Raw genomic sequence first — 26393 nt, forward strand, 5'->3', positions numbered from 1 at the left:
AGTATATTTATTATTGATAAAATCCAAAAATATTTAGTGATTAAATAGTTTAGGTAGATTGCCATGAATACAGAGGAACTTATAAAAATTGAGGATGATTATTTCATAAATACTTTTACACGACAGCCAATCGTATTGGACCATGGTGAAGGCGTAAAAGTGTTTGACATTGATGGAAACGAATATTTGGACATGTTTGCAGGAATTGCAGTGAATTGCTTGGGCCACAATCACCCTGCACTGGTCAAGGCCATTCAAGACCAGGCAGAAAAGCTAATTCATGTCTCAAGCATATACTACAACGAGCCTGCACTTGTCTATGCAAAAAGGCTGGTCGACTCAACAGGCTTTGACAGGATATTCTATGCAAACAGCGGAGCTGAAGCAAACGAGGGCGCAATCAAGTTGGCAGTAAAATACACTGGCAAAAGCGAGGTCATCTCAACAGTCGATTCATTCCACGGAAGGACAATAATGACACTTGCCGCAACAGGCCATGAGGAATACCATGAGCCGTTCAAGGCCGTCATTCCAGAAGGTTTCATCAACGTCCCATACAACGACATCGATGCAATCAAGGAAGCAATCACTGAAAACACTGCCGCAATCATTGTAGAGCCTATCCAGGGTGAAGGCGGCATAAACGTCCCGGATGCAGATTATCTAAAGCAGGTTGAGGAAATCTGCCATGAGAATGACATAGTCTTCATAGTCGATGAGGTCCAAACAGGTTTCGGAAGATGCGGAACACTCTTTGCCCATGAGCTTTTCGGCGTGAAGCCGGACATCATGACAATGGCCAAGGGAATCGGCGGAGGAGTCCCTATGGGAGGAATCCTTGCAACCGAAAAGGTGGCCGGCGCATTCGTGCCTGGAGACCATGGAACAACCTTCGGAGGAGGGCCTCTTGTATGCGCTGCGGCAAATGCAGTCCTGGACACATTTGAAAATGACAATATCCTTGACAACGTCAATGAGGTCGGAGATTACTTCATCGAAGAGCTCAAAAAGCTTGACAAGGACATAATAGCCGATGTCAGAGGAAAAGGACTCATGGTCGGTTTGGAGCTCACCAAGCCTGGAGCCGTATACGTCGACAAGCTAAGAGAAGCAGGGTTCCTCATAAACTGCACAGCGGATAAGGTTTTAAGGTTCGTTCCACCATTGATCATTACAAAAGATGAAATCGATGAATTCGTAAAGGCTCTCGATGAGATATTGTAGGAGAGTAAAAATGGCCATTCATACTGAATACTCCTGCAGCGAATGCGGATTCAAGTTTGAGGATTCATCCGACATCTTCTGGATTGACGAGAAGGGCTTTGTCCATGTCGGCATGCTGGATGTCAGCTCATCCGATGAGGCGTCAAAGGCCTTGGCTTCAGGGGGAATCTTCAAGTTCTACTGCTACAACTGCAGAAAGTTCATCTACAATTTCCACGTAACAGAAAAGTCCGATGAGCTTTCCAGGGAAAAGATTATTCAGCTAATTGAAAACTACAATGACAGTTCAAAAATCATAGATTTCGACAACAAGTTCCAGAACTGCATCCATTGCGGTGAGGAATTGCCTTTAAGGCTCAAGAAGGCATTCGCCCTTGACTGTGATGGCAAGTTCCACATCGGTGATGTCGAGCTCAACGATTTCGAGGACATTCCCTTTGACTTTTCCGGGCGATACTACGGATATTTCTGCAAGAAATGCTCAAAGCAAATAAACAAGTTTGTAGTCCTTGAAAACCCGGCAAACCTTGAGGATGCGTTGATAAGAGAGATTTTAAAGGACCATACAAATGACCTGACCGTGTTCATCGACGGCAGCTATGAGTTCTGTCCTGAGTGCGGGGACATACTTCAGGTGCTGGGCGATTCGTCGCTATGCCCTAAATGCAGGCTCGGCGTTTTGGGCATTGAAAACAGGGAATTTGTAGATTAAATCTCCCAATTTCTTTTTTTAAGCATCTTTTCAAGTGATGTTGATATTTCCAATGTTTTAATCTTATCTAGACTGGCCCACATCCAGTCTGTGTGCTCTTCGCTTATTTTCACTTCGCCTTCAACATCCTCCAGATGCATCATTAGCTGCACGGTTCTCTTTTGCATGTAGTCATTCTGGACGGCTTCCGCAAAGTCCCCGACTTTCACGTCAAGGTTTGTCTCCTCCTTTATCTCACGAACCAGGGCGTCAACAAAGAATTCGCCTTTCTCAACCTTGCCTCCGGGAAGCTCCCACATTTCAGGGTCAGTCCTGGATTTCGGATGCCTTTTGACAATCAGGATTTCACCGCTTTCGTTTTTAATTATTCCTCTAACAGTTAGGCCGTAGGGCTTTTCCATACTCTCACCTTGTTATTATTTTTGTTTCCAATCCTTTTAATCCAATCGGCAAAACCTTTTCCTTCAGTAATTATAAATAGATTGAAGGCAATATGTAAAAACATAATGTAACTTTTTTAAAGGAGTTTTACTATGGATTTGAATATCAAAACTAATGAAAAAAACCACTTGGACATCGGTGGAGCGGATGCATTGGACATCGCCGAAGAATTCGGAACTCCAACCTTTGTAATCGACGAAAACAGAATAAGGGACAATTACAACAGATTTTACTCAGCATTCACTAAATATTACTCTGACTTCAAAGTCTTTTATGCATGCAAGGCCAATACCAACCTTGCAGTGATGAAAATTCTGGAATCTGAAGGCTGCTGCATTGATGCGGTATCTCCTGGAGAAGTTCACATATCCAAAATGGTCGGATTTTCCGGAGACAGGATACTGTTTACAGGAAACAACATCACAAACGACGAGCTGAAATTCGTCCACGATGAAGGTGCAGTCCTCAACATCGATTCCGTATCAGCGCTCAAGAGGCTTTCACAGGTTGTCGACCCGGAAGGGCTTAAAATATCATTCAGGGTGAACCCTATGGTCGGTGCAGGACACCATGACCACTGTATCACCGGTGGAGTGATGAGTAAATTCGGTATTATGGACAATGAGGCCGTAGAAGTCTATGAGATGGCAAAGGAACTTGGATTCGAGCCTATCGGTATGCACTCACACATCGGATCCGGAATCCTTGACCCTGAACCGTTCAAGCTAGCCATCGAATCAACAATGGACATTGCAGGAAAGGTCCATCAGGAAGCAGGAATCGATTTTGAGTTCGTCGATTTCGGGGGAGGCGTAGGTGTTCCGTACACTCCTGAGGAAAACATCGTGGATTTGGACAAGTTTGCTGAAGTCAACATTGGGCTTTTTAAAGAAAAGCTTGAGCAGTATGACATGGGCTCCCCTTCAATGTATCTGGAGCCTGGAAGATTCATTGTGGCCGATGCCAGCGTGCTTTTAGTGACTGTCAACAGCCTAAAGCAAAGCTACAGAAAATTCATAGGCGTGGATGCAGGATTCCACACACTCCTAAGACCTGCAATGTATGACTCATACCACCACATAGTCGATGCAAGCAGAATGGATGCGGAAAACACCCAGGAAGTCGACATTGCAGGAAACGTGTGTGAATCAGGAGACCTCTTTGCACGTGACAGGCCGATGCCTGACGTTGAGGAAGGAGACGTCCTTGGAATATTGAATGCAGGAGCATACGGATTTACAATGTCATCCAACTACAACTCAAGGCCTCTTGCTTCTGAAGTGCTGGTAACCGACGGCGAATGCAATCTAGTGCGTGAAAGACAAACATTCGAAGACTTGTATGCAAAGCAAAGCATACCACCACATTTGAAATAAAGTTGATTGATATGGTTGATTTAAAAGGATTAAAATTTTCAAAAATGCATGGAATAGGAAATGACTTTCCAATAATCGATGAAAGCAAAGGGGAAGTAATTCCAGAAGCAGACAAGCCTGAAGCATGCAGGATGCTGTGCCATAGAAATTTCGGAGTAGGCGGAGACGGAGTTCTCTTTGTGGAACCGTCTGAAGTTGCAGACATAGGATACAGGATGTTCAATCCCGATGGAAGCGAAGCTGAAATGTGCGGCAACGGTATAAGGTGCTTTGGAGACTTTGTCTACAGGAAAGGCATCCTAAAACAAGAGAAGATGACTGTCGAGACAAGGGCAGGAATAAAGACAATCGAGATTACAGTAGAAAACGACGAGCCGGTGCTCTTCAAGGTTGACATGGGGCTTTCAACATTCAAGACCCCTGAAATCCCGATGACCTCAGATGAGGAAGAGTTCCTCAACGGCGAGCTCGAAGTCCTTGACACCACATTTAACCTGACTGCAATCAGCGTCGGAAACCCTCATGCAATCATTTTCGTTGAAAATGTTGACGACGTCGACATAAACAAGTACGGTCCGGCCATCGAGGCCCATGAGGTATTCCCTGAAAAAATCAACGTGCACTTCGTGGAGGTGATCTCCAAAAACGAGGGCAAGATGATTACCTGGGAGAGAGGTGCCGGCGTGACCCTTGCATGCGGTACCGGTGCGACTTCAACAGCAATTTCCGGTTTCAAGCTAGGCCTTTTCGATGAAGACATACTGCTTCACTTGCCTGGCGGTGACTTGAAGTTCAATGTATATAAAAAAGAAGATGCTCTTGGAGCTTTCATGGAAGGCCCTGCAGAGCTAGTTTTCGATGGAGAATTGTAATTCTCCCTATTTTTTCTATTTTTTAAGTCTTACATATCCTGTTATGACATCCAGAATTGAAAGGACAATCAAAAGTCCTGTCCATATGCTGATGCCCTTTTGGATATATATGAAAAACACAGCAACGATAAAAAAGACGATTCCCAAAATGATTGATCCCATTCCATCTCTCATAATATCACCTGAACTTAGTTTTGTAGATTTGATTATTTAAATTTTATAGCCGTTGATTAATGTTATGTCCTCAAAGAAGTAGTGCTCGCTGGCGGCAATTTCTGCGATGAAACCCAACTCATCCAGCATGTCCAATGTTTTCCCGTTGTCCGAAAGTGAGGACTGTATGAGCTGCACAATTCCACCATCATTTAAATGATTTGGCACTTCATTTAAAAAAAGATCAATAACTTTCCTACCATTTAATCCACCATCGAATGCATAATTTAAATTGTCTTCAATAACTTCATCATTTTCGGTCGGTAGATATGGAGTATTAAATAAAATTACATCAAACTTCCTGCTTTTCACAGGTTCGAATAAATTTCCAAAAAGGATTTCAATGTTTTCGATGCCGTTGGCCTTGAAGTTCTTTTGGGCAAGCTCGCATGCATCGAAATTGATGTCGGTTACTGTGATATTGTCTGTCAGCCTTGAGGCATACATTGCAACGATTCCAGAGCCGGTTCCAATCTCCAAAACGCTCTGGCCAGCTTCAATTTCCAGATTCTCGGCAAGAAGATAGCTGTCCTCAGCGGGAATGTAGACATTCTCGTCAGTGGTTATGATAAATTCGCTCATGATATCACTCGCTTAAGATTGAATTCAGCTCTTTTGATAAAAACAGTATTTCCTCAGGCTTGATGGCTATCACCCTCAGCTTCAAGTATTCCTTGAGCTCATCGGATTTGATATTGTTGATTTTTTCCTTCATCTCCTTCTTGTCAAGGCTGCAGATTACGTGCCTGGAATCGATGAGCGCATTTCTGATTTTCTTGTTTCTGTGCTGGAAGAGTGCCTTTGTGTAATTGGAGTAGACCCTGAAATCATCATCGGATATCCTGTTCTCCTTAGGGGTCAGCCTGACCACTGTCGAGTCGATTTTCGGCTTTGGTATGAAGCTTTCAGAGCTGACGTCGGTCAACGTGCTGACATCGCATTTGAAATACAGCATGGCCGAAAGCCTTGAATAGTCCTTGGAGCCGACAGTGCCGTTCATGCGCCTTGCAAACTCCTTTTGATACATCAAAATGGCCAGGTCAAAATCATAGTCTAGAAACTTGAATGTTATGGGTGATGAAATCTGGTATGGCAGGTTGGAGACAATCTTGTTGAAGCTTGGAAAATCGACATTCAGCGCATCGTCATTGATAAGCTCAACGTTATCGATTTTCTCTTTTTCAAGCCTTTCTTTCAATATGTTGGCGATGTTGGTGTCCTGCTCTATTGCTATTACCTTTCCTGCTTTCCTGGCAAGTTCAAGAGTAAGCGTACCTATCCCAGTTCCTATCTCCAGAACGACATCGTCCTTGTTTAGGTCTCCAAATTCAATTATCTGGTCCCTTTTGTTTTTGTCGATGAGATAGTTCTGACCAAGATTCCTATTCAGCTTTATCCCATGTCGGTTCAGGATGTCTTTGGTTGTCCTGGATAGGGATTGGGAAGATTCGCCATTCAATTTATCACTTTATCTTGGTCTTCTTGGAGCTTGGGTGAATATGTAATATTTACGTTTGCCTCTTCTGATTGTGGTTGTATCCAGTTCCTGCTTGACTCTGTTAACAATCATTCCTGCGGGATCGGTCAGGGTTGGCAGCCTTTCGGTAATGTCTGCGAAGCTTTCAAAAGGCTTTTCCTCTCTTGCGTTGATTATGTCCCACATGTATTTTTTACCAATACCTGGAATTAGCTCTAGACTGTGGAGTCTTGTGCTTAGGGCTTCAGCAGTATTGAAGAATTCAACAAACCTTTCTTCATTATCCTCTACGATGTCACGGATTGCATAGTCCATTTCTATTCTGCTTGTTGCGGTTAGATTTTCGAAATTTAATTTACCGAGAACTCTATAAATCTTGTCTCTTTTTCCTTTTCCAATGTACACGGTGTCTTGTATTTCTAAATCTACTCCATTTTTAGGAGCTAATTCTAGTAAAGTGAATTGTTCTGTACCAATAGCTTGAGCAATAGCTTTTCCACCAAATTTAGACATGTCTGATTTGACATATCCCCTGCTTAAATAATCAAGAATAACAGCATTTTCTTCCTTTTTCACTGCTGGTGCTCTTTCTTTTCTGTTATCATTCCTCATGTTATCACTTCACTATTGTTTTTAATTAGTCACAATATCGACTATAGTTTAAACTTATAAATAGTTTTATCTTTTAAATGTAATAAACATATCTAAAAAAATGCGCTGAAATTGTTATTTCAAAACTAAAAATTAAATTAAATAATAAAAAAAGTGGAATAGTGTGAAACTATTCTTCAACATCATATTGCTCTAGAAGTTCAAGAATCTTTTCCATCTCTTCCTTGTCGATTTGCATTGGCTCTTTTGCGAAAATCAATCTCAAGTCAGCCAAATCCTTTGGAATCAAATCAACGATGTGAACAGCAACCTTTGGCCTTAGGTTAAACTCGCTTTGAAGTTTTTCAAGTATTTCCTCTGTGTCTTCAGGGGAATATCTCTTGAATCTTGCAAGGTGGTTCAATGTGATGTTCTGTTCATAGTTCAATTCATTGTCATTGGAAAATTCATCAAGAACTTTTTTAACTTCCGCACCTGAAACAGGTTCTGTTTTTATAACGTTTTTTCCAATCATGAAAATCAGTTCTGTAGTTTTAAGTGGTCAGGTCTGACAATCAACTCTTTTGATTTGTTCCCGTCTTTTAAGGATACGATGTATGCTTTTCCTTTTTTACCGGTAATTTCTCCGGTTTTTCCGTGGAACCTAGGAGCTGGTTGTCCTTTTTGAATACTTGGGTTGATAGTAATGTGAACTAAGTCTCCTTCTTCGAATTTTTGGAGCCTGTTGGTAATTGGGTTAGTTCTACCCGGTCTTTGTACTTTAGTCATCTTTTTTCTTGATCTGCTTTTTAATCCTCTTGATCTTTGCATTGTATAACCTCTTAATCAGTTCTAGTCTGGGTATATAATTGAATCTATGTTATCAGCGACCTAGTATTAAAAAAGCCCATAAATACTAGTAACATAGAAATATGAAAATAATCGATTATCATCAGTGATATGATAATATTATAATTTTAGTTTGATGGTATTAATATACTTTTAGTTTTTCACCGACATCATCAATTCAAGAACTGATTCACTAAAAAAAAGAAATGAATAAGATGAAGTTCAGCTTACTCTGTTGTATCTTGATCTGTTGTAGACAAATGCTCCAATTGTAATGACCACGAATGCAGCTATTATGATTGCCGCATTTTCGATGACTTTAATCAGGGCACTGCCGACTGATTGCAGGAAGGATAAGAGTGCTTGAATCAGTCCCAGGATTTGACTGAGTATGTTTATGATGAAGCCTATTATGGCAAACACCAATCCTAGAATTTGCTGCACGAGTGAGATGATTGCGGAGATAAGTCCCACGATGAAATTCAATATCGATCCAATCAGGTTCAAGATCTGTCCAATTACAGACATTATAACGCCCAGTAATTTTATAAGCCCGTCAAGCCCGCTCCATATCGACTCAAGCATTTTCGAAAACTCTTCAAGGGCGCTCATCAGGGATTGAATTTCCGCCATGAAGGTTTCAAACATGTTGACGATGTCCTCGAGAGCATTGGCTAACATTAGAATGCCGCTTACCAATGTGTCGATAAGAGGTTTCCAGGCCCCGTAGAGAGAATCGATAAGGGAAGCCAAATAATCGTATAGGTCATCGAGGAATGATGTGGCATTTGTGTCATTGTCGACCGTGAGGGTCATGTTTGTAATGTTGGTTGTATTTGTTACATTGGTCAGATTGTTGGTTTGGTTTACCTCTTCATTGATGGTTCTGAATGACACCTTGTATGCAAAATAGTCTGATTCATTGCCTGACACGGATTGCAAAACTTCAAAATCAAAAACTGCTTCAGTGTGGTTGTCTATTTTAACGACTGCATGGTCGCCTACTGTTTCGTGTGAATTTGCAACCGCTTCACCGACCTTGGTATTGGATGAGCCGGTTTTTATGAAATCGGCCATTATTTTTGACATCTGGCCTTCTGAATTCTGCCTGTAGCATTCGATCACGGCCAGCTTCAGTGTATTTGAATTGCTGGCTTTTGATGTGGAGGCATGTTTGAATTCATCTCCTGAGTTTGCAGGGTGTTTTGAATAATCGAGACGGAATCCTTTATATCCGTCGCTAAATTTAACGTTATTTCCACTTCCTTTAGCCAAAATGTAGTTCTTTTTGGTTTTATTGTCCTTGCTGTCTTTATCGATTTTTTTGTTGTCATGACCGGTTGTATTCTTGTCATGATGCGTACCATTGTCCGCTACGACAACGCTTAGGAAACTAAAGGAAATCAGTATAACAAGAATTAATGTAACTATCTTTTTATTCATATTATGCCCCTATCGTATATAATTTTTATTTATTCACATATATAATATTAATGACAATTTCAGTTGATGGGAGTAACTTATTTCACTAAATTGGTTGGTCACATACTTTAAATTTTAAATAGTATTATCTAAAGATATATATTTGTCAAACAGTTAGGTTATGTGATAAATATGAATTTACGTGAAATTATAATGGACGCTATTAAATATCCTATTAGCGATACTCGAAAATTTTTAATATTCTGTGTTTTAATTATTCTGATGAATTTGTCAACAATTCTTCCGTCATATGGTGTTAATAATGGAACTTTAAGCATCATTTTAAGCCTTGTGACTTTAATAGTTTTATTTATTGTTTTAGGCTACTCAGTCGAGGTCGTTAAAGGCGGAACTGAGCATTCAGACACACTCCCAGATTTTGATTATGTAAAGCAGTTTGTAATGGGTATTAAAGCATTCATTTTAGAGCTAATATATTTCATCATACCTCTAATCATTGTCATAATTGTCGCTTCCGCAACCGGACTGTTCTCATCATTCACTGAAATCGTATATTCCAGCATTGACGCCATGGCTAACGGCGCAAGCAATTTCACTGCGATAATGGCTGCAGTTCCCCAACCGGCAATTAACACATTCAGCAATGCCCTAGCCGTTACTTTAGTTGTTGGAATTATCCTGTTTGTCATATTCTCATTGATGTCCTTTACAGGACTGGTCAGATTCGCAAAAACAGGAAGCGGAACCGAAGGTCTTAGATTCAGGCAAATAATAAGGGACATGGCAAGCGTAGGATTTGTAAAGATTATAGTCACATTGGTTGTGATTTATTTAATTGCATTGCTCATGGCAATTGTCATCGCGCTGATCGGCTTGATTCCATATGTCGGTGTTTTCATAGGCATTTTCGTTGGAGTGCCATTCATGCTGCTGTTCTTATACAGGGCTATCGGTTTATTGTATGCGGATGCATAACATTAAACTCTTTTTCTTCTTTTTAACATCTTTTTTCAGAAAATCATTCTCTTAAAGCGATTGTTAATTTTTAGAAACCTTTTTAAAACAAGGAGAAAACAAGTTAATTTTTAAATAAATGTTTGGATGGTTAAGCGTTTAAAAAAATGGTGTGAAAGAAGATAACTGTTTTAGTTATCTTCAAATCTTCTTCTGTCAACTAATTCTTGACGTTTACCTGGGTTCCATCCTCCGGATGCAGATTTTGCACGTCCAACTTGTTGAACGTATCCGGTAATCCTATCATACCATTCTACATCTTCGCTTTCACCGCAGGTAGGGCAAGTATTGTTTAGCCCTTTCATTAAAGTTTTACATTTAAGACAGAAACTTAAAGCTGAGCTGTAAGCCCAAAATCCGATGTCGGATTTCTTAGCTATCTTATGGGTTAAGCTCATAAGTGAATCTGGATCTGAGTAAGATTCTCCCATGAATGCATGGAAGATGTGTCCACCAGGAGTTAAGCTGTGATATTGCTCTTCGATTTTGATTTTTTCAATCAAGGAAGCGCTGGTATCTACAGGCACATGGGAAGAGTTTGTGTAGTAGTTTGCATTTCCTTCACCTTGCACGATAGCTTGGTCTCCGAATTGCTTTTTGTCAAGAGTTGCAAATCTGTATGCAGTGGATTCTGCAGGGGTTTGTAAAACAGACCATCTGAGTCCTGTTTCGTCTTTCAATTTTTCAGCTCTGTCATTGACATATTCGAGACATTTTACACCGAACTTGTTGGCGTCCGGGTTTTCGATACCTTCGCCGAATAAGGATAACAGCATCTCGTTAAGTCCAACGAAACCGAAGGATAAGGTTGAATTCTGGATTCTGTAGTATGACTCTTCAGCCACTTGCTGTTTGAGGAAAGGTAAAATGTGGAAATCGTTCAAGCATTTTAATCCTTGTTCCCTTCTCATCATCAAGGTTTCAACTGCCAAGTCCATGTATTCGTCCAGGTATTCGAACACTTGGGATTCATCTTTGGATTGGTATCCGATTCTTGGGAAGTTTAGGGTAACGTATGCGAGGTTACCGGTTCTTAAACAGTCTTGGTCCCAGTCACCGGTCCAGGTATCTTGCAGACATGTTCTGCAGCCCATGTAGTTGGCCATTTTGCCTCTGTATTTAGGGAACATGTTTACAAAGTAGGATGAACCGTATTTTGCGGATAATTCGTGCACTAAACGAATGTCATCTTCGTATTCACTGGTCATGGTTTCCTTACGTAAGGTGTAGATTGTATTTGGGAACAAGTGAGGTTTTCCTTCGTTGTCTCCATCAAGTAAGGTTTCAGTGAATGCTCTTTGGATTAATCTGGTTTCTTCTTCGAAGTCAGCATAGGTTCCGACAACTTTGCCTTTAGGTCCGTATGCGGTTTCGTCTTTTAGGAAATCAGGAACGCCGAATTCCAATGCCATGCTTGTAAACGGTACTTGGGATCCACGAGCTGCGTAAGCCATGTTCAAGTTGTAGATGAGCATTTGGACGGATTGCTTGATTTCATCATAGGTTCTTCCTCTTGCAAACGGTGCAACGAACACGTTCCATAGGGACATTCCTTGTCCTCCGGACATGTTCTGTTGTGCTGCAAGCATGATTTCACCGGTGTGGTTCATTAAAGTTTCCATGTGGTTAGGTGCACCTGCAATGGAGGTGTGGTCACCTGTACCGTCCACTTTAAGACCGTATTTGATGAAAGTCCTGATATCATGTTGCATACAGTTTAAAGGTCTTCCTGCGAAGAATTCCAAATCGTGAATGTGAATGTCACCGGACATGTGCGCATCGGCCAAGTGTGCTGGCAACATTTTTAAGAGTGCGTATTGTTTTAACGCTTCGTCTGCTACATGCTTGTGGATACTTTCAGGGTTGTGGATCATGTTTGCGTTGTCCCTGTTACCGTTTTCAATAAGGGAGGTAATGTTGTATACAGGGATACCTAAACGGGTGTAGCGGCTTCTTAAGTCTTCGAGGCCGTATTCAATAAGTTTTGTGTTGACCATTTCCCTGATCATTGGAGCGGTCAAGTATTCCACGTTCAATTTTTTGAGCTCTTTCCAGGTTTCAGTAGCAATCTCAAAAGCGGTTTCTTGGCTAGCACCGGTTTCTTCAATCAAGGTGTTAGCGATTTTTGATAAGTCGAATGCTTCGATGGTATCCCTTGAGGTACGTACTTTCAATTGTGTACTTGCCAAGTATTTGTTTGCGATTTCAGGGTCAATGTCCTCTAGGCATTCGTAAACGATTTTTTTGATTTCTTTGGTTTTGATTCCATCGTATAATTGTGATACTACTGTAGCTACGATTTTATCTGATTCAAAGAATGGAGTTTCTACCATTACTAATGATTTCAATAGTTTTTCGTAACTGAATCTTTCTCTAATTCCGTTATTTTTCTCTACATTTATTTTAACGGAATCATTTAAATTATTTCCTAGTTCTGAGATTTTTTCCATTTTTTTCACACCATTTTTCCTACGTTTTAAAAAAATATGAGATTGATGAGAGGGTACCCTCTCAGTTGTAATTACTATATGTCGGCACTTGTATATATATTGTTCGTGTTGATACGAACAAACAAGTTCTATAGTTTACGAACATTTAATCTATATATTCAACTTCATGTATAAATAATGTTCGTATAATTACGAACAATATTATCTCACTCTGAAATTTACTATATTAATAATAATATAAATCAAAAGTCCGAGAGCATTTGAAAAGTAATGCCGCTAGAAGAAAACATCCAGTGAGCTTTGTTTGGATTTGTCACTTTCAAACAGCGATTTGATACCAAACTCCTGAATTTCCAGACGTTGTCTCAGGTATGGGGAAATCGGGTACTTGTCTATCAGTTCCTGAGAAATTTCAAGATATTTTGTAACTGATCCCTTTGAAACGGAAAGAATCAGATTTCCTCCACATTTTTGGCATTTTCCGGTGAGCGGAATCCTTCTGTATTTCGAACCGCATTTGGTGCACCTAACCTTCTGCTTGGAAAACGCTCTGGAATTGCCCATGATGTCCGGCAAGAAATGGGAAGATAGAACCTTTTCAACAACTCCGCGCTGGTCAACAGCCCTTATGCTTTCTGCAAGAGCAATTTGGGCTTCAACCTTTTCTCTCATTGACGGCAATGTTTTGTAAAGGCATATGTTCGGTCCTGCATGGATATTTGATGTGTGATGGGAAAACATCAGGCCCTCATATTGCTGTGGTGTTCCCAAATGCATCTCCACATTGTCGATGTATTCCAAGACCTCTGCCGGCTTGTGAGGGGTGTAGGTCTCTTCGTAAAACTCAACAGGGAACCTTTCGAATATGTCCAGGTTGTGGGATTCGTCATCTATCTCTTCAGGGTCTATTCTTGAAGACAAAACTAAAGGAGCGTCCATACTTCCACCTCTGGTGTTCGGCAGGTATGATTTTGAAAAGTTAATCAGGGCATCCAAAAGAAGCATCACGGCATCCTCGTCACTGTCACAGTTTCTACGTTTTGCAGAGTGGAAATAAGGATGTGCGTAACAGCCCAAAGCCTTTGTGAATCCGACAATCCTTCCAAGCACTCCTGCAGATGTGTGCGGTGCAAGTCCGGCCACCAGATGTCCAATCAGGTCGCTTTTCTCCTTGACATTGTAAAACGGTTCCATATCATAAAATCTTGTAAGCTCATCATCAATGAATTGAGCGGTTCTAAGTAGATATTCGCCGCAGTTGTCTGAAATCACAATGTCCTGAACCTTGAGCTCAATGATTTGGTCTTCGCTTTCAATCGGGTTTCCATAGCAGTCCTTCTCATAGCCCATTTCAAGGAGCTTTTCAACGCTGACTCCAATTTCCTTTGGAACGAAATGGGTTAAAGGCAAATCAGTGGAATCGTGACGTATTGTTCCATCCTTGAAGGTAAACACTTCATTTTTGGACCGGAGTATCCCCTTTTCAAGAGGCTCAGCCAGCTTTGACTCGGAAATCATACCGATGACACCCTTCACCTCATCAACCCTTCTGACCTTGACGTTGTCTGAAGCCTTCTTCAGCATTGATGCAAGCGGGATTGTCTTTTCGCCTGCCTTCATGATTTCGGTAGGGCTTCCGCATTTCGGACAAAGGGAATTGTTTGAAGTGATTCCGCATTTCGGATTTGTACATTTTCTCCTTGCCATCTGAACTTTGATGCTGCCTTTTTTGGCGGCTGTTGCAATGAGTCTTCTTGAACCGCCATAGTTTCCAATCGGGAACAGTCCATGCGGTGCAGGTCTCATCAATCTTTCCTTGGATTTTTCAGGTCGGCCTACACGGGTGCCGATGTATGCAGGGGCCTTGTTTTTGATTTCAACAGGCGAGACCTCATTTACGGCTTCGATTGTGGTTTCCATTTCAGGCAACCTGTCGGAGAGTGTAACGAGCAATGCATAGGAGTGGTCCTTGTCTATCACGACTTTGCCGTCACGAACGGTATGTGGAACGCCCATTATTTCAAGGACTCTCTTTTGATAGGACAGATCCAGTTTAATTCCTTCATTCGGTTTGTAGGTTGATTTGCATTTGATAATCAAATCAATTAATGAATTCAAATCGGCAATGGTAACGTCGTTATAGCAATAAGTGTATTTTGGATGGAGAGGTATTCCATATTCCTTGGATAATCTGAACGCTTCGATTGAAGGCAAATACTCAAATTCAAGCTTGTGCAAATCCAAATCGTTGTTGTCAGCGTCGAATTTTTCGCTTCGGGTTAATAGCTGAATCCACCATTCCTCACACCATCCTGATGGGTATAAAGGCTGGTTGTTTCTTAAAAATTCTCCAAATGCGACAAGCATGTCTCCTAAAAATAAAATTTCGGCAACGTCCTTTTTAAGCTCACGGGCTTGTTTCACGCTATCAATTACCACCACATCGCCGTTTTTAAGTTTGACGATAGGTCCTTCGATTGAGTCAACAGGAACGACACAGTTTCCCTTTCCGGGATATTCAATCTTGAGCTGTGTTCCGACGGCCAAAAATTCAAGCAGGGCCATTGTTGCAGGATGGACTCCCATTGTGGCGAGGCCGGTGTTTCTTGATCTGCCGTACCTTAACCTGAATCCTCCCTTTTCGGAAGGGTATCCCAAAATCGGCCTTCCGCCGATGATATCCTGGATGTATTTTGGTTCGCTTACAATCTCGGAGTCTCCTCCGTCATCGCTTCCTGAATCCTCTTTGGGCTTGGAATATTCGCTGAGCCATTCCCAGTCAAGGCCTAACTTTTTGGAAATCTTATGAATCTTTTTGGATTTCTGGATTACTCCCTCAACCATCGCAAGCAGTGCTCCACCACGAATGTTGTTTGTTTCCACGCGCTCCAGGTCCCTGTGTGAAACTTCAACCTGGTCGGTCTGTTCTCCTGAAACCTCAACGGGAATGTTGTTTGCAGCATATCTCACTTCTTCAGGTGTTGGTGAGTACTGCAGGTTTGTAACTTCGGATTCGTAAAGCTCCACCTCTTCAACATACCTTTCGATTTCCTCATCGATTGGCTTGAATCTATCGATACCAATGGCCTGTCTGATTTTATCTCCCAGAAGAACGGACAATGCGGCGGCAGTACCTCCCGCACTTCTGATAGGTCCTGCAAAATAAACTCCAATATATTTTGTTCCATCAAAGTTTTCCTTGATTTTAACATCAGAGATTCCTTCAAGAGGAGCTGCAACCACTCCTTCTGTAAGGATGGCCAGTGCAGTCCTGAGGCCTTGGTCGCATCTCTGCTCCTCATCGTAGTCCGCCTTGTCTCCGGTCAGTTCAAACTCACCTGATGCAATCTCTGCGGCAATTTCAAAAGCGACAGATTCCCTGTCCATATCCTGTTCCAATTTCTTAATACGTTGTGCAACACCCACAGGACCAACTAATCCTTCTACTCTTTCAGCTAAATCCTTTGCAAGTGGCACTTCTGTTTTCGTTTCAACATCCAACCCCTTTGATCTAGCCTCATTAGCTATTTCGTATAGGTGATGGGTATCTGCTTCCAATCTATCAAAATAATCCATGGTATCGCCCAAGTTACAAAAGTTATATTAGTATATAATGTATTGATTTTCATGATATTAATAATGTTTGCAAGTGTGAAAAATCACCATTAACAATAGTTAAATATGTTGTCAACTATATGTTATTATACAGTATTTGGCCGTTGAATTTTTAGATTATTATTGCTATTATGGTGATTTTAATGTCAGATGATAAACATACTAATGCCGTTTACGGGCAAAAGGTAAAATTAGATTTGGATAAAATTAAAAACAGAAATAACGAAGCTGAAGCGACAGTTGAGGAGACTGTTGAGGAAGTTTCAAGTGAACCTATTGTTGAAGAAGTTGTCGAAGAAGTTCCTGTTGAGGAAGAGCCTGTAGAAGAGGAACCGGTTGAGGAAGCTCCTGTTGAGGAGACTGTTGAAGAAGCAGTTGAGGAAGAGCCTGCAGATGAGGAACCGGTTGAGGAGGCTCCAGCTGAAAGTAAAGCGAAAAAACAGAATTCAAAACAGCTGGATGATTTGAAAAGGAAACTTAAAGAAAAAGATGTGAAATTGTCCAACCAATCCAGCGAATTGAATTACTTAACCAACAAGATTATACCAAAACTCAAAAAGGAAAATGCAGAGTTGAACCGCCTTAAAAGAGAGCTGACAGATGCGCTGGAAAAATCAACAAGAAAATATTTCGACCAATTGGACATCAATGCAGATTTAAGCAATAAAATAGGAAAGCTTGGCGCAGAAAGCGCTGTCAATAAGGTAAGGGCAGACAAACTGGAAAATGAAGTCAGCACTGTTAAAGAAGAGCTTGAATCTGAAATATCCCATTATAAGGATAAGTTGGCCGCAGTCAATGTTGACGAGGTCAAAGAGGAAAACAAGCAGTTAAATGATGAACTTTCCGATGCTAAAGAAAAATTGGCAGAGGCCAGAAAAGAAAACATAGAGCTTTCTGAAGAAATCGATAAGCTAAGGGCTGAAATCATCGAGTTGGGCAACTATAAAGAGGAAGTCGATACCCAAAACAAAAAAGAAATCGAAGGATACAAGGAAGAGATTTCATCACTCACCTCACAGCTTAAAATCAAGGAAAGCAGTTATGACAAATTATCCAATGAATCAAGCAAGACAATTTCCGATTTAAGAAAGCAGGTTGCAAGGCTTGAAGAGGCATTGGAAAAAGAATCCAACAAAGGATTGTTCAACAGATTCAAATAGATGGCTAACGTCATCTATCAATTATTTTTTTTTTTAAAATGACTCAAGATAACTATTTCATGGGCGAAGCTATTAGGGAAGCGGAAAAGTCCTTGGCCGAAGGAGGAATTCCCATCGGGGCTGTCCTGGTCAAGGATGGGGAAATCATTTCAAGAGGTCACAACAGGCTGATTCAAAACGATTCCGTCGTCTTGCATGCCGAGATGGATGCAATCGAAAATGCAGGACGCCTGAATTACGAGGATTATATCAGATGCACATTGTACACGACACTGTCCCCATGCCCGATGTGTTCTGGTGCTGTAATATTATATAATATCCCTAGAGTCGTCATAGGCGAGAACACCACCTTGATGGGGGCTGAAAACTTGCTCGAATGCAATGGCGTTGAGGTCGTGGTTTTAAATGACATGAGATGCAGGGACCTGTTTTTGAAGTTCAGCTGCAATAACTGCGAGGTCTGGGACGAGGAACTTGCAAAGGTGGGCAATACTACGGAGGTCAAGAATGGAAATAATAGTAACTGATGAGAGGGATGAAAGATTCATTGAATTTTGCGACTCATTCGGATGTTTCATAGGTGAGCCTCAGGTGGTCTTGCTTTTGATGAACTTTAAAAAGACTGTAGGATGCACAAGCTTCAAGGTGTATGATTCCGATTCCGCCGAAATCACAACTCTTTTTTTAAACTCATATGACGAGCGTGAAAGGATAGCATACAAGTTAATCAGACAGCTTGAAAAGATAGCCGTAGACTACGGATTCAAAAGCGTTCTTGTCAGTTTCGACAGTAGGGAAGACATATTGGTGGACATCTTCGAGAAACTGGATTATGAGTTCATAGATGATGTCTGGATGAAAAAAGAGTTCAAAAGTTTGGTTTAAAAAAAGAGAAATTGAAAGATTAAGCTTCCTGTCTTAATCTTTTCACAACAAAGTCTTTATCTAAGCTTAACAAGAATGAAGCTGCTCTAGGGCCTTGCTTTTGGCCTAGAATCATTTTATAGATAGCTTGGAAACCTTTTTGCGGTTTCAATCCTTGAGCTTCCAATATTTCATACATTGAGTCATGCAGCTCTTTTGCATCGTCAAAGTCGGTTTTTTCAATTAGGTCAGCCAAAGTAGATAGGAATTCGGTCTGCTCATCGGTCAATGGAAGGTTTGGAACTTTTTTGGTTTGCACCTGGAATTTAACGAATTTAGGTGCGTAGGTGTCCAGCCAGTAGATTACATTGTCAACCCTTTCCCTGTATTGTGCCATTTCCAATTCGGTCAAGTCTCCAAATTCCTTGTCCTTGAAGCTTTTGGTCAATTGGGAATTCTTCTTGAGGATTGCAAAGATCTTTTCCAAATCATCGCCTGCAATCTGATATGCATTGACCAGGAATCTGAACGGTGGCCTGAATGGGAGAGGGCTTCCGGCATGTATTTGAGCTATCTCATAGATTTCCCTGAATTTTCTGCCTTCCTTTTCAGATGGAGCTTCCACTTCATCGTAGAATACCTTTTCAACAGTATCGAACTGGTCGATAAAGTCCAGGAAAGGCATTCTTGGTGAGAAATCTTTCGCTTTCATAGGCTTTGACCTGAATAAGTAGTAGTGGAGACTTTCTGCAGGTCCGATTTTCAGCCATTCTTCAGGAGCGAAGAAAACTCCGTGGGATTTGCTCATCGCTTCACCGTCAAGGGTAATCCATTCGTATGGAACAGGATAAGGTGCAGGATAGTCGAAGATCTTTTCTGATATTACGCTACTTACGTCGTATGACCCTCCGCTTGCTGCGTGGTCTTTTCCGAACGGTTCGCATGTAGTTCCGAATATTTTCCATCTTGCAGCCCATTCAACTCTCCATGTGAGCTTACCGTTTCCGGATTTGATGTCCATTTCACCTTCATGGCCGCATTCGCATCTGTACTTGATGATGTCTCCATCATAATCGTAAGCATAAGTTGTGTTCACTCTGCCACATTCGTCACAAATCGGATTGTAAGGCAGCCAATCGTCAGCCAAAGGCTCCCTTCTGTATTGGTTGAAGATTTCCTTGATTTCATCCACCTTTTCTAAAGATGTTCTGATGTAGTCGTTGTAATCTCCGTTTTTATACATTTCAAAACCGGACTTGGTTTCCATTTCTATTCCATAGTCATCCATCACGGAAAGCAAAGGCTTTTCAAAGTGCTCCACAAAGTTGGCGCAGCAGCCGTCAGGACATGGAATCATTGAATAAGGCATTCCCAAGTATTTGTCATAATCGTCAGGCAATGGATATGGAACTTTTCTTAGAGGGTCGTGGTCATCTGCAATCCATATTGTTTTAGCTTTTTTTCCTTTTTCTCTCAGTTTCTTTCCAATTCCGTTAGCTACAAATATGTCGCATGAGTTTCCAATGTGTATTGAACCTGAAATGGAGGTTCCGCTTGCAATGACATGCTCTTCTACATCCATTTTACTTAATTCGTTAGCTATGTTTTCAATCCAATGTGTCATCTATTTCACCATAAGTTAATAAAAATTAATAATTAAAATAAGTTATTATAATATTATTTCTTGCTATTAATATAAAAAGATTAGTTTAATTAGCTAATCTAAATATTTTCCATAATTTTATCAATAGCATCCAGGAAATCTTTGGAAATAACTTTTTTTCTCTCAGACCTTATTGCAAACATTCCCGCTTCAGTGCAAACGGCCTTCAGGTCAGCTCCGGACAATCCTTCAGTTAGCTCACTAATCGTGTCAAAGTCAATGTCTTCGTCTACTTTCATTTTAGAGGTATGTATTTCAAGGATTTTCTGTCTGCTTTCTTTTACAGGATTGGGCACTTCAATTGTTCTGTCAAATCGCCCTGGTCTCAGGAGGGCCTCATCTAGGATGTCCGGACGGTTTGTAGCGCCGATTATTCCAACGTCTCCCCTTGATTCAAATCCGTCAAGCTCTGCTAAGAGTTGCATTAAAGTCCTTTGAACTTCCCTGTCTGCCCCTTCGCTATTTCCCACTCTTTTTGTTCCGATAGCATCGATTTCATCAATGAATATTATTGCAGGGCTCTTTTCCTTTGCAAGTTCAAAGACATCTCTAACAATCCTTGAACCTTCACCCAGGTATTTGTTCACGAATTCCGAAGCCACAATTTTGATGAATGTCGCATGAGTTTCATTTGCCACTGCCTTTGCAAGCAATGTCTTTCCGGTTCCAGGAGGTCCGTAAAGCAGTATTCCCTTTGGCGGGTCAATTCCTATCTCTTTGAATATTTCCGGATTTTTAATTGGAAGCTCCACTGTCTCTTTAACTTCAACAATTTGGGAATCCAGTCCTCCGATATCTGCATATGTGGTTTCTGGCTTTTCATCAATTTCCATGGCAGCTACATTTTTATCTTTTTTAGCAGGAAATACGCTGACAACGCCTAAATTCTTTTGATTAAGTGCTACCCTTACGCCAGGTGTGAGCAATTCTTTTTTAATCGAGCCGGGATATGTAACCAAGAATTCATGGCCGACTGCACCTTGAATCCCCACTTGTTTATCGTCAAACACTTCTGTTACTGTTGCAAGAATTAATGGTGTCTTTTTAAATGAGTTGATTTCACCTTTGAGCTCTCTGATTTTGCCTTCCATCTGGCGGTTGGAAATGTTTGTCTTGAGCTGTTCACCTTCAATGCTTCTTAATTTTTCCATTAAATCGTCAACAGTCTTTTCGTTTTCCTCTTTTAATGATTCAATTGTTTCAATCAATTCGTCTTTTGAAGCGTTTTCAATAGATTCCATAAAATCCCTCTCTTGAATTAACATTTGTTATAATTTGTATTTAACATTAACATCAAGAATCTGGTGAAATTGTTGTGGGTTGGAAATATTGCTTTGAAATAGTAATTCTGAAGCACTTCACATGGTCAATTGCATGATTTGAACTCGGCAATGTTTAAAAAGCTGGTGTCATGGGCTAGAAGTATTTCTATCATTTTTCGGTCTGTTGAGACAAATGTCAAATCATTGTGGATTGTTCCGCAATCGTGGGCGTCAACGACTATTCTGCAATCGGGGGAGTGAACTCCCCATTCATATATTTTCGTTGCATAATCCAGATATCTCAGATAGCTATCCTGCCCGCAATCATGTAGGATTAAAAGGTTATTCAATTCTTTATCTCTCATAAAATACAATTTTTTAAAGTTTTCATTGTAATTTTTGAATTTTAAATAAATGATATTGGATATGCCTTCATTAAAGGAGTATTTTTTCCAATAGTGTTCTAATATTTTTTGTTTTTTATTTTTATCCAATCTGCATCTTTTTGTTCTTTCAAAGATATGCTTTTCAAAATCATAATAATTTAAAAAATCGTTTTCGTTGTTTCTTAAAATTTCTTTACTTGATTTCAAAAAGACATCGATATCATCCAGGATATTATTCAGTTTTCTATTGTATTCGTCTTTAACTAGATTTGACCAAAAAATTTTATCATCATAGTTTTCAGCAATTAACTTATTGGCATTTTTATGCCATTTGTCGTGAATGCAGGTGTATTCCAATGCAATATTTGTATCTACAAAAAAAGGCATGTAATCACTCCTTTAAACTTTTTGCAAATTCATACATTTCTTTTTCATCAAAATCATCACTGTATTCATAGATATTCCAATAGAATTCACGTCTATATATATGATATCTTTTTTTAAAGTCCAATTTTAGTTTTTCATGCTTTTTTATGTTTTCTTCAGAAAAATTTTTGACTAATCTGATTTTTTCATTCCAAATTTCAATAAAAAAGTCAAAAAGTTCTAATGCTAAATCGCAATGTCCAAATGTTGAATCAATAGAGTTTTGGTGAACAATGTATAGAATATAGTCGGATATTGAAAGAAAATAATTGTATTCGTCACATAATCGCAATTCTTTTAATTTGAATGTGATTTCATCAAATTTTTGATCTAGTTCATTGTAAAATTCAAAATTTGGAATTTTTGTAGTCAGTTCATTAGATTTTATATTTACAAATGATTTAAGTTTTTCAAATCCTTCTTTTATCATTTCTTTGATTTTGGTTAGGATTTCTGGATTATAAACAATGGGATTGTCTTTATTAATGTTCATATTCTTCACCTTGGTTTCGGTTAGATATTACTTATATTTTGATTATATTTAAATATTTTCATTAATAACTTCGTTCTAAGGCATTATTTGAGTTATTAAATATTTTTAAAGTTTATTTTCAAGATTGAAGTCATTTGGTAAAATTGTTGGGGGTTGGAAATATTGCTTTGGGATGGTAATTGATGAAACGCTTTCACATTGGCGGCAGCTATCATGCATTTGCAGGTTAATCAAAACACGCGGTATATCACTATCTAAAAATAAGTTGAAAAATTCTGGATGTTAAGGTTAATGTAAAAAAGAGACGATTAAATTAAAAGTAGCTATTAAAAAAATAAGATGAAATAGATAGAAAACTATCTATTTGATAAGGTCGGAATCGGATTGGTCCAACCATTCGTTAACGATTTTCACTGCACAGTAGTTACCGCACATTGTACATGTGTCCTCTTCTTCAGGAGGTCTTTGGTCTCTTTTTGCACGTGCAGCTTCCGGAAACATTGCGCAAGCATATTGAGCTTCCCAGTCGAGGTTTTTCCTTGCTTCAGCCATGGCCAAGTCTTGTGAACCGTCAATTTGGCCGGTCGCTAGGTCTCCAGCGTAAGCTCCGATTTTGGTTGCAATGACTCCTTCCCTTACATCATCAGGGTTTGGAAGAGCCAGGTGTTCTGCAGGAGTCACATAACAGATGAAGTCTGCTCCGGCTTTTGCGGAAGATGCTGCTCCGATTGCAGATACGATGTGGTCGTAACCCGGTGCCACATCACACACGATAGGTCCTAACATGTAGAAAGGAGCGTTGGAACACATTTTCTTTTGAATCATTACGTTTGTTGGAATTTCATTGATTGGGATGTGTCCTGGTCCTTCAATCATACATTGCACTCCGGCTTCACGGGACCTGTCGATTAGTTCTCCTAAAATGATCAATTCTTGGATTTGCGCCCTGTCGGTTGAATCGGCAATGGACCCTGCCCTCATACCGTTAGCAAGTGAAAGAACAACATCGTGCTCTTTAGCAATTTCTAAAACATAATCGAAGTTAGCGTATAATGGATTTTCCTTTTCGTTTTCGACAATCCATCCGGACATGAATGAACCTCCTCTTGAGACGAGTCCTGTTACACGGCCTTGCCTTTTGAGTCTGGTTAAGGTTTCAATGTTGATACTTGAGTGGACTGCCATAAAGTCGATACCGTCTTTTGCCTGCTTCTCGATGGTGTTGAAGAGGTCATCTTCAGTCATGTAGATTACGGAGCCGTCCCTTCTGATGCTTTCGATAGCTGCCTGATATACAGGCACGGAACCCACTGGCAATGGGGACATGTCCAATACCCTGTTTCTTATTACATCCAAGTCTCCACCAATACTCAATTCCATCAAGCAGTCTGCACCATTGTCAATTGCAATCTGTGCCTTTTCGACTTCTTCATCAAAGTTAACAATATCGGTTGAGGTACCAACTGTTGCGTTTACTTTTGTTCTTAATCCTGCACCTATACCTGATGCTTCAATATCTCTGTTCACGTTACTAGGTATTACAATAGTACCTTCAGCCACTGATCTTAAAATGAAATCCTCTGAAACATTTTCTATTTCTGCCACATGCTTCATTTCATCAGTTAAAATGCCTTTCTTTGCATCACTAATCTGTGTCATTATTATCCTCCTTAATTATAGATTAAACAGTCAAATTAATTTTACGATATTTTCATCATTGGTTGATATTGTGTTATATTTATTTAATAGTATTTAAATTAATTGGATTAAAGTTAATTCAAACTTTATTGATATATGTAAATTCTTTTTTAAAAAATAGTAATTTTTAATTCAGTATAAGTGAATTAAAGCCACATTGATAAAAATAAACTTTACTTTAAAAAAAATTAAAATGGAATAGATTTCAGTAAAATCCATTCATTCTTTCAAATGCCTCATCAAAGGTAGGCATGTTTGTCTGACAGCCTTGATGCTCAATGATAAATGATGAGACTGTTGACGCGAATTTTGCAGATTCCTCTAGGGTTTCCCCATTCAGGAATCTTGACAGGAATCCTGCCCTGTATGAATCCCCGGCACCTGTAGGGTCAACAACATCAGTCTTGATTGCATCAATCTTTATTTTGTCCTCATTGGAATATATCTCACTGCCATTGGAGCCGCAGGTTTTAACGATTATCTTAGGCCCTAGCTCTCTAAGCCCATCCAAATCAACTTCCAAGGCTGTTAGAATCCTTTCAATTTCATGATGGTTTCCAAAAAGGATGGTTGTATTTTCGATGACATCCTTCAACTTTTTGGTCTCATATATTCCGAGGTCTTGGCCCGGATCAAATGAAACGAGCAAATCCAAATCCTTTGCCTCTTCGGAACATTTCCAATTGAAATTAGGGTCACCAGTTGCCAAGTGGATGGCTTCAACGTTTTTGATTGCACTGCTTGGAACTTTGCTTTCAGCAAATTCACGTGCTGCGCCCCAGTAGAAATAGCTTATCTGGTCATCATTATCATCAGTCAGCACAAAAGCGGTCGGGGTGGCTTCACCTGGAACGATAATCAGTGAATCGGTGTCGATGTCTAGATTCTGCATATGTTCGTAGTATTCTGTTTTTTTGAAATCACCGCCAACGGCTGAAACCAATGAGGTTTTTAATCCTAATTTGGCTCCAACACAAGCAACGTTAGCTGCTGCACCACCATTGAATGTTTTCATTTTTGTAATTGGTGCTGAAAAATTTGCTTTTGGAAATTCCGGCACTCTAATAATGTAATCATGAGCAGAGTGGCCAATTGCTAGTAAATCTCTGTTTTTAACCATAATATCGCCTTTTTGTTTTTCAATTTAATATTGTTTTTCATAGTTATTTAATGTTTTGAAAATGCACATTGACAGCAATGTGAAGTTTCACACAGGTGTAAGAACATTATGTAATTTATAATAATATTCACTTTTGCCGAGAGCATTTGAAAAGTAATATCCTAGATGGGTTCGAAGCCCTGATTTTTTATTTCTTCCTGGCCTTCAGCTAAAAGGTAGTCAATGAACTCATCCACTTCCGGCTTGTCTTCGCTGACTTTAATCAAGCTGATTACATGGCGGGTATCAAATTTCAAGACCTCATTTCCCTTGAAATAGCTGGCATTTAAAAAGCAGTTCAGGTTTTCGGAGTTTCTAACCAGTTTGAAGGCATCAAACTGGGAACTTACCTTATATTTTATGTTGTAATCAATGCCGTATTGCTTTAGGGTGCTCCATGCAAGCCTCTGAGCGGTTCCGGTAACATTCACAAAGTCCAGATTATTCAGGTCATTGATGTTCCGTATCTCTTTTGAGTTGGGTGATGAAATCAAAACCAGATAATCATAGGCAATAGGGGTAAAGTCGATGTCACGCTCATAGGCTATCAGCGGATCATCCAGGGTCAGGATATCCACTGCACCTCTTTTGGCCAGTTCGAATGCGTCCCTGTCGCTGCTGCTGTAGACATTAGTATTGAATGGGTGTTTGATGGTCTCCAAAAGTCCGGAACTTATATGCCCTCCGGCAATGTTGATGTTGGAGGTTCTTTCGATTTTTATCAGATATTTTTGAAATTCCTCAAGCAGCTGCAGACCTTCACGTGTAAGTATTGTTCCATTGCCTGCCTTTTGTGTAATTTTAAAACCCAATTTGTCTTCAGCCCTAAGCAGTCTCCTATTAAAAACAGTATGTGAGATATTCAGCTCTTTAGCTGATTTTCTTTGTGATTTTGTTCTTGACAGCGAATCTAGACTTTGGTATAATTTGTAATCATAAATGTTACCATTTATGTCCAGGCTGATGAGTCCTTTGCTTTGCAATTTCATTAATTATATATAA

25 protein-coding genes are annotated in these 26393 nt (G+C 40.0%); 8 read left to right on the forward strand and 17 right to left on the reverse strand.

Annotated features, from left to right (window positions below):
- Window positions 1-63 precede the first annotated feature (63 nt).
- Window positions 64-1224, forward strand: a complete 1161-nt coding sequence (locus IJE64_RS09600; protein WP_292785248.1) for an acetylornithine transaminase — start codon at window positions 64-66, stop codon at window positions 1222-1224.
- 10 nt (window positions 1225-1234) lie between these two features.
- Entirely contained in the window at window positions 1235-1936 is a 702-nt protein-coding gene (locus tag IJE64_RS09605) for a hypothetical protein (protein ID WP_292785251.1), read from the forward strand.
- Here IJE64_RS09605 and IJE64_RS09610 read toward each other — a convergent pair.
- Window positions 1933-2337 carry an NUDIX domain-containing protein gene (locus IJE64_RS09610; RefSeq protein ID WP_292785253.1) on the reverse strand — a complete coding sequence of 135 codons (405 nt, stop codon included), beginning with the start codon at window positions 2335-2337 and terminating at the stop codon, window positions 1933-1935. The two genes, IJE64_RS09605 and IJE64_RS09610, sit on opposite strands and share 4 nt — an antisense overlap.
- Before the next feature lie 132 nt (window positions 2338-2469).
- Here IJE64_RS09610 and lysA point away from each other — a divergent pair, with 132 nt between their 5' ends.
- Both lysA and dapF read left to right on the forward strand, forming a co-directional pair.
- Entirely contained in the window at window positions 2470-3753 is a 1284-nt protein-coding gene (gene lysA, locus IJE64_RS09615) for a diaminopimelate decarboxylase (RefSeq protein WP_292785255.1), read from the forward strand.
- 11 nt (window positions 3754-3764) lie between these two features.
- Window positions 3765-4625 (forward strand): diaminopimelate epimerase, encoded by an 861-nt coding sequence (gene dapF, locus IJE64_RS09620; protein WP_292785410.1) that lies wholly within the window; start codon window positions 3765-3767, stop codon window positions 4623-4625.
- A gap of 15 nt (window positions 4626-4640) precedes the next feature.
- On the opposite strand, the gene IJE64_RS09625 is transcribed toward dapF, so the two are convergent.
- The 7 genes from IJE64_RS09625 to IJE64_RS09655 form a co-directional block, all read right to left on the reverse strand.
- Window positions 4641-4799, reverse strand: a complete 159-nt coding sequence (locus IJE64_RS09625) for a hypothetical protein (protein ID WP_292785257.1) — start codon at window positions 4797-4799, stop codon at window positions 4641-4643.
- A gap of 36 nt (window positions 4800-4835) precedes the next feature.
- Window positions 4836-5420 carry a HemK2/MTQ2 family protein methyltransferase gene (locus IJE64_RS09630; RefSeq protein WP_292785259.1) on the reverse strand — a complete coding sequence of 195 codons (585 nt, stop codon included), beginning with the start codon at window positions 5418-5420 and terminating at the stop codon, window positions 4836-4838.
- A 4-nt stretch (window positions 5421-5424) separates the two neighbouring features.
- Window positions 5425-6297 (reverse strand): 16S rRNA (adenine(1518)-N(6)/adenine(1519)-N(6))-dimethyltransferase RsmA, encoded by an 873-nt coding sequence (gene rsmA, locus IJE64_RS09635; protein WP_292785261.1) that lies wholly within the window; start codon window positions 6295-6297, stop codon window positions 5425-5427.
- Window positions 6298-6306: 9 nt separating this feature from the next.
- A complete protein-coding gene (locus IJE64_RS09640; protein WP_292785263.1) occupies window positions 6307-6927 on the reverse strand; it encodes a DUF655 domain-containing protein in 621 nt (206 codons plus the stop codon).
- Between the two features lie 169 nt (window positions 6928-7096).
- Window positions 7097-7441 (reverse strand): RNA polymerase Rpb4 family protein, encoded by a 345-nt coding sequence (locus IJE64_RS09645; RefSeq protein WP_292785265.1) that lies wholly within the window; start codon window positions 7439-7441, stop codon window positions 7097-7099.
- A gap of 5 nt (window positions 7442-7446) precedes the next feature.
- A complete protein-coding gene (locus IJE64_RS09650) occupies window positions 7447-7737 on the reverse strand; it encodes a 50S ribosomal protein L21e (protein WP_292785267.1) in 291 nt (96 codons plus the stop codon).
- Between the two features lie 240 nt (window positions 7738-7977).
- Complete coding sequence (locus IJE64_RS09655) at window positions 7978-9198, reverse strand: hypothetical protein (RefSeq protein WP_292785269.1); 1221 nt, start codon at window positions 9196-9198, stop codon at window positions 7978-7980.
- Window positions 9199-9369: 171 nt separating this feature from the next.
- Between IJE64_RS09655 and IJE64_RS09660 the strand changes: the two genes are divergently transcribed.
- The gene (locus IJE64_RS09660; protein ID WP_292785271.1) at window positions 9370-10173 is read left to right on the forward strand and encodes a DUF4013 domain-containing protein; all 804 of its coding nucleotides are present in this window, start codon (window positions 9370-9372) and stop codon (window positions 10171-10173) included.
- A 170-nt stretch (window positions 10174-10343) separates the two neighbouring features.
- Here the strand turns inward: IJE64_RS09660 and nrdD are convergent, their stop codons facing one another.
- Both nrdD and polC read right to left on the reverse strand, forming a co-directional pair.
- Window positions 10344-12662: an anaerobic ribonucleoside-triphosphate reductase gene (gene nrdD, locus IJE64_RS09665; RefSeq protein ID WP_292785273.1), complete on the reverse strand. Its 2319-nt coding sequence runs from the start codon at window positions 12660-12662 to the stop codon at window positions 10344-10346.
- Between the two features lie 276 nt (window positions 12663-12938).
- Complete coding sequence (gene polC, locus IJE64_RS09670) at window positions 12939-16238, reverse strand: DNA polymerase II large subunit (RefSeq protein WP_394355596.1); 3300 nt, start codon at window positions 16236-16238, stop codon at window positions 12939-12941.
- Between the two features lie 182 nt (window positions 16239-16420).
- Between polC and IJE64_RS09675 the strand changes: the two genes are divergently transcribed.
- Genes IJE64_RS09675 through IJE64_RS09685 form a run of 3 tightly spaced genes read left to right on the forward strand, consistent with a single transcriptional unit; the run spans window position 16421 to window position 18325 of the window.
- Window positions 16421-17440, forward strand: a complete 1020-nt coding sequence (locus IJE64_RS09675) for a hypothetical protein (protein ID WP_292785277.1) — start codon at window positions 16421-16423, stop codon at window positions 17438-17440.
- A 38-nt stretch (window positions 17441-17478) separates the two neighbouring features.
- Window positions 17479-17967 carry a nucleoside deaminase gene (locus IJE64_RS09680; RefSeq protein WP_292785279.1) on the forward strand — a complete coding sequence of 163 codons (489 nt, stop codon included), beginning with the start codon at window positions 17479-17481 and terminating at the stop codon, window positions 17965-17967.
- Window positions 17948-18325: a hypothetical protein gene (locus IJE64_RS09685; RefSeq protein WP_292785283.1), complete on the forward strand. Its 378-nt coding sequence runs from the start codon at window positions 17948-17950 to the stop codon at window positions 18323-18325. The genes IJE64_RS09680 and IJE64_RS09685 overlap by 20 nt, the downstream gene beginning before the upstream one ends.
- A gap of 19 nt (window positions 18326-18344) precedes the next feature.
- Here the strand turns inward: IJE64_RS09685 and lysS are convergent, their stop codons facing one another.
- The 7 genes from lysS to IJE64_RS09720 form a co-directional block, all read right to left on the reverse strand.
- The gene (gene lysS / locus IJE64_RS09690; protein ID WP_292785285.1) at window positions 18345-19928 is read right to left on the reverse strand and encodes a lysine--tRNA ligase; all 1584 of its coding nucleotides are present in this window, start codon (window positions 19926-19928) and stop codon (window positions 18345-18347) included.
- 98 nt (window positions 19929-20026) lie between these two features.
- The gene (locus IJE64_RS09695; protein ID WP_394355598.1) at window positions 20027-21199 is read right to left on the reverse strand and encodes a proteasome-activating nucleotidase; all 1173 of its coding nucleotides are present in this window, start codon (window positions 21197-21199) and stop codon (window positions 20027-20029) included.
- Window positions 21200-21333: 134 nt separating this feature from the next.
- Window positions 21334-22002 carry a hypothetical protein gene (locus IJE64_RS09700; protein WP_292785289.1) on the reverse strand — a complete coding sequence of 223 codons (669 nt, stop codon included), beginning with the start codon at window positions 22000-22002 and terminating at the stop codon, window positions 21334-21336.
- A 4-nt stretch (window positions 22003-22006) separates the two neighbouring features.
- Complete coding sequence (locus IJE64_RS09705; protein WP_292785291.1) at window positions 22007-22534, reverse strand: hypothetical protein; 528 nt, start codon at window positions 22532-22534, stop codon at window positions 22007-22009.
- A gap of 360 nt (window positions 22535-22894) precedes the next feature.
- A complete protein-coding gene (gene thiC, locus IJE64_RS09710) occupies window positions 22895-24193 on the reverse strand; it encodes a phosphomethylpyrimidine synthase (protein WP_292785293.1) in 1299 nt (432 codons plus the stop codon).
- Window positions 24194-24437: 244 nt separating this feature from the next.
- The gene (locus IJE64_RS09715; protein ID WP_292785295.1) at window positions 24438-25352 is read right to left on the reverse strand and encodes a carbohydrate kinase family protein; all 915 of its coding nucleotides are present in this window, start codon (window positions 25350-25352) and stop codon (window positions 24438-24440) included.
- Window positions 25353-25513: 161 nt separating this feature from the next.
- Window positions 25514-26380 (reverse strand): LysR family transcriptional regulator, encoded by an 867-nt coding sequence (locus tag IJE64_RS09720; RefSeq protein ID WP_292785297.1) that lies wholly within the window; start codon window positions 26378-26380, stop codon window positions 25514-25516.
- Between the last annotated feature and the right edge of the window lie 13 nt (window positions 26381-26393).

It is taken from the genome of Methanobrevibacter sp. (genome assembly GCF_017409525.1).
GTDB lineage: Archaea > Methanobacteriota > Methanobacteria > Methanobacteriales > Methanobacteriaceae > Methanocatella.

Bases quoted from the DNA above. Each gene is read 5' to 3' on its own strand.
- IJE64_RS09600 (WP_292785248.1), top strand. From the start codon at position 64: ATGAATACAGAGGAACTTATAAAAATTGAGGATGATTATTTCATAAAT.
- IJE64_RS09605 (WP_292785251.1), top strand. From the start codon at position 1,235: ATGGCCATTCATACTGAATACTCCTGCAGCGAATGCGGATTCAAGTTT.
- IJE64_RS09610 (WP_292785253.1), bottom strand. From the start codon at position 2,337: ATGGAAAAGCCCTACGGCCTAACTGTTAGAGGAATAATTAAAAACGAA.
- lysA (WP_292785255.1), top strand. From the start codon at position 2,470: ATGGATTTGAATATCAAAACTAATGAAAAAAACCACTTGGACATCGGT.
- dapF (WP_292785410.1), top strand. From the start codon at position 3,765: ATGGTTGATTTAAAAGGATTAAAATTTTCAAAAATGCATGGAATAGGA.
- IJE64_RS09625 (WP_292785257.1), bottom strand. From the start codon at position 4,799: ATGAGAGATGGAATGGGATCAATCATTTTGGGAATCGTCTTTTTTATC.
- IJE64_RS09630 (WP_292785259.1), bottom strand. From the start codon at position 5,420: ATGAGCGAATTTATCATAACCACTGACGAGAATGTCTACATTCCCGCT.
- IJE64_RS09640 (WP_292785263.1), bottom strand. From the start codon at position 6,927: ATGAGGAATGATAACAGAAAAGAAAGAGCACCAGCAGTGAAAAAGGAA.
- IJE64_RS09645 (WP_292785265.1), bottom strand. From the start codon at position 7,441: ATGATTGGAAAAAACGTTATAAAAACAGAACCTGTTTCAGGTGCGGAA.
- IJE64_RS09650 (WP_292785267.1), bottom strand. From the start codon at position 7,737: ATGCAAAGATCAAGAGGATTAAAAAGCAGATCAAGAAAAAAGATGACT.
- IJE64_RS09655 (WP_292785269.1), bottom strand. From the start codon at position 9,198: ATGAATAAAAAGATAGTTACATTAATTCTTGTTATACTGATTTCCTTT.
- IJE64_RS09660 (WP_292785271.1), top strand. From the start codon at position 9,370: ATGAATTTACGTGAAATTATAATGGACGCTATTAAATATCCTATTAGC.
- nrdD (WP_292785273.1), bottom strand. From the start codon at position 12,662: ATGGAAAAAATCTCAGAACTAGGAAATAATTTAAATGATTCCGTTAAA.
- polC (WP_394355596.1), bottom strand. From the start codon at position 16,238: ATGGATTATTTTGATAGATTGGAAGCAGATACCCATCACCTATACGAA.
- IJE64_RS09675 (WP_292785277.1), top strand. From the start codon at position 16,421: ATGTCAGATGATAAACATACTAATGCCGTTTACGGGCAAAAGGTAAAA.
- IJE64_RS09680 (WP_292785279.1), top strand. From the start codon at position 17,479: ATGACTCAAGATAACTATTTCATGGGCGAAGCTATTAGGGAAGCGGAA.
- IJE64_RS09685 (WP_292785283.1), top strand. From the start codon at position 17,948: ATGGAAATAATAGTAACTGATGAGAGGGATGAAAGATTCATTGAATTT.
- lysS (WP_292785285.1), bottom strand. From the start codon at position 19,928: ATGACACATTGGATTGAAAACATAGCTAACGAATTAAGTAAAATGGAT.
- IJE64_RS09700 (WP_292785289.1), bottom strand. From the start codon at position 22,002: ATGCCTTTTTTTGTAGATACAAATATTGCATTGGAATACACCTGCATT.
- IJE64_RS09705 (WP_292785291.1), bottom strand. From the start codon at position 22,534: ATGAACATTAATAAAGACAATCCCATTGTTTATAATCCAGAAATCCTA.
- thiC (WP_292785293.1), bottom strand. From the start codon at position 24,193: ATGACACAGATTAGTGATGCAAAGAAAGGCATTTTAACTGATGAAATG.
- IJE64_RS09715 (WP_292785295.1), bottom strand. From the start codon at position 25,352: ATGGTTAAAAACAGAGATTTACTAGCAATTGGCCACTCTGCTCATGAT.
- IJE64_RS09720 (WP_292785297.1), bottom strand. From the start codon at position 26,380: ATGAAATTGCAAAGCAAAGGACTCATCAGCCTGGACATAAATGGTAAC.